The organism is Streptomyces sp. NPDC057616, assembly GCF_042800575.1.
In the GTDB taxonomy this organism is placed as follows: domain Bacteria; phylum Actinomycetota; class Actinomycetes; order Streptomycetales; family Streptomycetaceae; genus Streptomyces.
Window position 1 is genome coordinate 162966 of record NZ_JBHVGU010000006.1, and the last position, 5575, is coordinate 168540.

Annotated in this window: 4 protein-coding genes and 1 pseudogene; all 5 read left to right on the forward strand. The window is 74.9% G+C overall.

The window, feature by feature from the left end:
• A pseudogene (locus tag ACFU97_RS09465) lies at positions 1–199 on the forward strand (hypothetical protein); the annotation flags it as partial.
• Positions 200–247: 48 nt separating this feature from the next.
• Entirely contained in the window at positions 248–1117 is an 870-nt protein-coding gene (locus ACFU97_RS09470) for a DUF4255 domain-containing protein (protein WP_384253135.1), read from the forward strand.
• A 6-nt stretch (positions 1118–1123) separates the two neighbouring features.
• Positions 1124–3082 (forward strand): AAA family ATPase, encoded by a 1959-nt coding sequence (locus ACFU97_RS09475; protein ID WP_384253138.1) that lies wholly within the window; start codon positions 1124–1126, stop codon positions 3080–3082.
• Positions 3073–3369, forward strand: coding sequence for a hypothetical protein (locus ACFU97_RS09480; protein WP_384253141.1), 297 nt, complete (start codon positions 3073–3075; stop codon positions 3367–3369). Before ACFU97_RS09475 ends, ACFU97_RS09480 begins: the two co-directional genes overlap by 10 nt.
• Positions 3366–5575: DUF4157 domain-containing protein (locus ACFU97_RS09485; protein WP_384253144.1), on the forward strand; the 2210-nt coding region annotated here is incomplete at its 3' end. The genes ACFU97_RS09480 and ACFU97_RS09485, both read left to right, overlap by 4 nt.

Here is a 5575-nt window from a genome sequence, read left to right on the forward strand (position 1 = left end):
GGCGGCAGCACGCGACGCCGTACGGCAGGCCGCCGCCCGGCGCCCCGGGCGGTCCACCGAGCAGGTCGTCCAGGTGCAGATCGGGCGGCTCGAGGTGACCGCGCAGCCCGCGGGCGGCGGGCGGCCGGGGACGCCCGCGAAGGAGCGGCCCGCGGCGACCGTGAGCCTCGCCGAGTATCTGGCGCGGGGGCGCGAGTGAACCACGGACAGGCATCAGCAGGCCGAGAGGAACCGAGGAACTGACGTCATGAGCAACGCACTTGCCATCGCCCATGTCACCCAGGCCCTCGCGCTGCTGATCGAGAACAACGTGGGGCCGGAGTTCGGCGAGGCCGTCAAGGTCGAGCCGCGCAAGCCGCCCGCCGACCCGCAGCTGGAGCAGCCGACGATCTCGGTGTTCCTCTACCAGGTCACGCCCAACACCTCGCTGCGCAACAACGACCTGCCGACCCGGGCGTCCGACGGCACCCTGGTCAAGCGGCCCGCCGCGGCACTCGACCTGCACTACGTCATCAGCGCGTACGGCGACGAGCGGGAGCTGGTCGGACAGCGGCTGATCGGCTCCGTGGTGCGCACCCTGCACGAGATCCCGGTGCTTCCCCACGACGTCATCGAACAGGCGGGGGAGCGGCCCTACCTGGCGGGCAGCGACCTCGCGGAGGCGGCGCAGCGGGTGAGGTTCACACCGACCGTGATGGACGTCGACGAGACGTCGAAGCTGTGGGGGATGCTCTACCAGACGCCGTACACGCTGTCCGTGGTCTACCAGGCGACGCTCGTCCTCATCGACGGACGTCAGGTCCCGGTGGCGGGCAGGCCGGTCGAACGGCCCGAGGTGAGGGTCCTGCCGTTCGGTGCGCCGGGCGCACCGGTCCCTCCGGGGGCCGGACCAGCGGGCACCCCGGCGTCGACTGAGGCCGATCCCGCGCAGGTTGAGGACGACCGGCCCGAGCCGCCCGCCGCGGCGACGGAGAAGAAGGCGGCCAAGGCCCCCGCGAGGACGGTCGCGAAAACCGCTGCGAAGACCGCCGCCAAGTCCCCCGCGCGCGCCCGCAGGGCGGCGCCCAGGACCGGCCGGCAAAGCCCGCGGCAGGGCGACGACAGCACGGAGAAGTGAGGCGGCATGACGACGACGGGGGCAGGTGAGGGCATGGGGACGGCCGAGCACGGGACGACGCTGACCGCGGAGATCCGGCGCGTCCTGGCCCGGGTCGACGCACACGCGGCACGGTCCGCCGCGCGGGGGGACGCACCCGGCGCCGAGCTGGTCCCCGCCGAGGGTCCCGGCACCGCCCCCCTCGAGGCGCTCGTCTCCTGCTTCGGCCTCACCGCCTTCGAGCGCGACCTCGTACTCCTCGCCGCCGCACAGGAGTTGGAGCCCACGGCAGCGCCCCGGTGCGCCGCCGCGAGCGGGGACCCGGAGCGTGCGTACCCCACCTTCTCGCTCGCCCTGGCCGCGCTCGCCGAACCGCACTGGAGCGCGCTCACGCCCGTGGCGCCGCTCAGGCGCTGGCGGATCATCGAGCTGGACGACGAGAGCCGGCTGACCACGTCCCGGCTCCGCCTCGACGAGCGCGTCCTGCACTTCCTGCTGGGCTCGCCCTACCTGGACGCGCGACTGCACGGCGGGCTGCGCCGCACCCCGGTGCCGCAGGCGCTGACGCCGTCCTACGACCTGGCGGCGAGCCGGCTCGCCGAGGGCTGGACGACCGGGGCGGGCGCCGAGGCACCGATCGTCGAGGTGACCGGCGGTGACCTGCGCAGCCGCGCCGACATCGCCGCGGCGGCCGCGGCCCGCTCGGGGCTCGGGCTGTACGCGATGAGCGCCGCGGACATCCCCTCCGAGCCCGTCGAGCGCGACCGGCTCGCCCGGCTGTGGCAGCGCGAGGCGATCCTGCTGCCCTCGGCGCTGCTCGTCGAGGTCGGCGAACTGGACCGCGACCAGCGCGCGGCGACCGAGTCCTTCCTGGCGGGCGCGGCCGTACCGGTGGTGGTGTCGAGCGAGGACCCGCTGCGCTCGGAGCGCTCCTACCGGGCCCGGGCCGCCGTGCCGCGGCTCGACGACGAGGAGCAACTCGCCCTGTGGTCGGGCGCGTTCGAGGAGACCGACCTGGACGAGGGCGAACTGCGCTCCCTCGTCGCCCAGTTCCAGCTGCCCCCGCACTTCGTACGGACCGCGGCGGCCACCGTGCGCCGCCTGCTCCCGCAGGAGGACGAACCGGACGCGGCCGCACTCGCCTGGCGGGCCGGGCTCGACGAGGCGCGCATCGGCATGGACGAGCTCGGCCGGCGGATCACGCCCGAGGCCGGCTGGGGCGACCTGGTGCTGCACGAGCGGCAGACGGGTGTGCTGCGGGAGATCGTGGCGCACGTACGGCAGCGGGCCACCGTCCACCAGGAGTGGGGGTTCGCCGCCACCCTGCGCCGCGGCCTCGGCGTGACCGCGATGTTCGCGGGCGGCTCCGGCACCGGCAAGACCCTGGCCGCCGAGGTCATGGCGAACGAGCTCGGCCTCGACCTGTTCGTCATCGACCTCTCGCAGGTCGTCAGCAAGTACATCGGCGAGACCGAGAAGAACCTCCGCCGGGTCTTCGACGCCGCCGAGCGCGGCGGCGCGCTGCTGCTGTTCGACGAGGCCGACGCACTCTTCGGCAAGCGCAGCGAGGTCAAGGACAGCCACGACCGGTACGCCAACCTCGAGGTCAGCTATCTGCTGATGCGCATGGAGGCCTACCGCGGCCTCGCCGTGCTCACCACCAACATGAAGAGCGCCCTCGACACGGCCTTCCTGCGGCGCATCCGCTTCGTCGTCGACTTCCCCTTCCCGGCCGAGGACGAGCGGGCCGAGATCTGGCGGCGGGTGCTGCCGCCGCAGGCACCGGTGAAGGACATCGACCCCGCCCTGCTCGCCCGACTCACCGTCGCCGGCGGCTCGATCCGCAACATCGCCCTGTCCGGGGCCTTCCTCGCCGCCGAGGAGGGCGACCGGCTGCAGATGCGGCACATGCTCGCCGCCGCCCGCACCGAGTACCTGAAGCTGGAGCGCTCGCTGACGCCCACGGAGGTCCGCGGATGGGTGTGAACTCCGCTGCCGGCAAGGAACCTTCGGCGATCCGCGTGGACATCGGCGAACTGGTCCTCGACGGCTTCCGGGCCGACCCCGACCGGGTCTCGGCCGCCTTCGAGACCGAACTGACCCGTCTGGTACGGCTGCACGGCGTGCCGCTCGCCGCGCGGGGCGCCCTGGCCGTCGACGCCCTGTCCGGGCTGCCGCCCCTGCCGGCCGGGCTGTCCGCGCGCCGCCTCGGCCAGGAGCTGGCGCGCGCCGTGCACGAGGGCCTGAGCGGTCACGGGGAGGTGGGCCCGTGAGCTCCCGCACCCAGGACGGCCAGGCGGAGCAGACCGCCGAACAGCGCCGCCGCAAGCGCAAGGAACGCGCCGCCACCTCCCGTGCGCCCGAGCCGAAGAACATCGTCAGCGGCGCCGGCCAGCCGCTGGACCCCGGCATCCGGCGGGAACTGGAGGAGCAGCTCGGCCACGACCTCGGCCGGGTACGGCTGCACACCGGCCGGGACGCCGGGCAGCTGACCGAACTGCTCGGCGCGGACGCGGTCGCCGTCGGCCAGGACGTCTTCTTCCGCGAGGGCGCCTTCCGCCCCGGCACCGACCAGGGCCGGCGCCTGCTTGTCCACGAACTCCAGCACACCGTGCAGAACCCGCACGGCCTCGGCACACTGCGGGCCGGCCGCGAACTCGGTGCGGTGAGCCTGCCCCAGCAGGCCGTCGAGCGGGAGGCGGAGGAGGCCGCGCAGGCGGTCGTACGGCCCGACTCGCTTCAGCCGTCCGAGCAGGCCCCGCAGGTCGAGGAGGGGCAGGACACCCCCGGCTGGCTGCGCTACGCCACCGTCGACGCCGACCGGATGCGCGCCGAGGCCGTCGACCCGGCGACCCTCGTCGACCGGCTCGCGGGCAACGTGCTGCGCAGCCTGCGCGGTGACCCCACCGACGCCTCCGGCCGGGTACGGCTGCAACTGGCGCGGATGTCACCGGAGTTGGAGGACGCGGTCGTCGACCGGCTGGAGAACCGGCTGCTGACGCCCGAGTTCGACCGGCTGCTGGAGATCGCCGACGAGGCGCGCCCCGGGCCCGTCGAACTCCAGCCCGCCGAGGCGCCGTTGCCGGAGATCGACCTTTTCGAGGAACTCGGCGTCGAACGCACCCGGTGGCAGAAGAAGCAGGAGTCCGACCGCGGCTCCGCCGACCGGCGGGCGGCCGACGCGCGCGAGGAGCAGGAGGACGCCAGGGCGCGCGACGCCAAGAGCAGCAGCGACCGCAGCAGGGCCCGTGCGGACGCCGCCACCGAGGACCAGGACGCCGCGCGGCGCACCGAGCAGGAGGACACCCGCAACGCCTCCCGGCAGCAGGCCGAGGAGGAGCAGCAGCAGGAGGACGAGCAGTCCGCCACCGACCGCGCGCGCACCGACCAGGCCTCCGACGAACGCGTCCGGACGCAGCAGCAGGGCACCGAGCAGGCCAGGCAGGAGCGCAAGGAGCAGCGTGAGCGCGAGGAGGCCGACCCGCGGCAGGCCAGTGCGCCCGGCTCCGACAAGCGCAAGCGGCAGGACGAGCAGACCCGGCCGGCCGCCGGCTCCAAGCAGGAGGAACCGGACCCGAAGCAGAAGGCCCAGCCCGGACCCGTACGCCCGGAGAAGGTCGACGAGCGCGCCGAGCGGCCCGACTCCGCGCTGTCCGAGCACGGCCTGAACGAGAAGGACGAGGACGGCGGCGCCGAGGCCGAACCCCGCGAGGAGGAGCGGCCGCTCGGTCTCGAGGCGGGCGCCGACCAGGAGGTCGCGGGCGGCGAGGACGAGAGCCGGGCGCCGGGCGTGAAGGACGAGCCAGCGCTCAGGCCCGAGGACTACCTGCCCGAGGCCGACCTCGACCTGTCCGCCGTGCCCACCGCGGACCAGCTCGCGCCCGGCGCCGCCCAGCCGTCCCTGCCCTCGTTCCCCACCCCGCCGCCGACGAAGGCCGAACGGACCGAGCAGGAGCGGGAGAAGAACGAGCGGGAGCAGGACGAGGACGAGGCCGGACCCGAGCCGAAGGCTCCCGGACAGGACGAGGGGCCGGTCGAGGGCGAGGCGCCGCAGCCCGAGAACGGGCCCGTCGCCCAGGGCCAGGACCGCGCCACCAAGGACCTCCAGGAGACCGACAAGCCGCTCGACCAGGAGGTCGGCCCCGACCTGGCGACCCAGGACCGGGAACGGCCCGAGCCGGAGAGCGAGCGGGCGGACCCGGAGCAGCGGCAGGAGAACGAGCAGGCCAAGGACGCCGACGACACCGGTTCCGGCGGGACGGACGGCGACGACGAACGGCCGGACGCCCAGGACGAGCAGGAGGAGAAGGACCAGCAGCGCGACCGTACGGCCGCGGAGTCCCGTACGGCCGCGGCGGGTTCGTCCGCTCCCGGCTCCCTGCCCGCGGTGGCGACCCCGGTCGCGGCCGCCGTGTCCCGGCCCGCCGGCGCCCAGACGCCGAGGACCCCGGTCGAGGACCGCGACCCCTCGCCCGCCGC

What these genes read in the sequence shown, in the direction of transcription:
- ACFU97_RS09470 (WP_384253135.1), top strand. Translation starts at nt 248, where the DNA reads ATGAGCAACGCACTTGCCATCGCCCATGTCACCCAGGCCCTCGCGCTG.
- ACFU97_RS09475 (WP_384253138.1), top strand. Translation starts at nt 1,124, where the DNA reads ATGACGACGACGGGGGCAGGTGAGGGCATGGGGACGGCCGAGCACGGG.
- ACFU97_RS09480 (WP_384253141.1), top strand. Translation starts at nt 3,073, where the DNA reads ATGGGTGTGAACTCCGCTGCCGGCAAGGAACCTTCGGCGATCCGCGTG.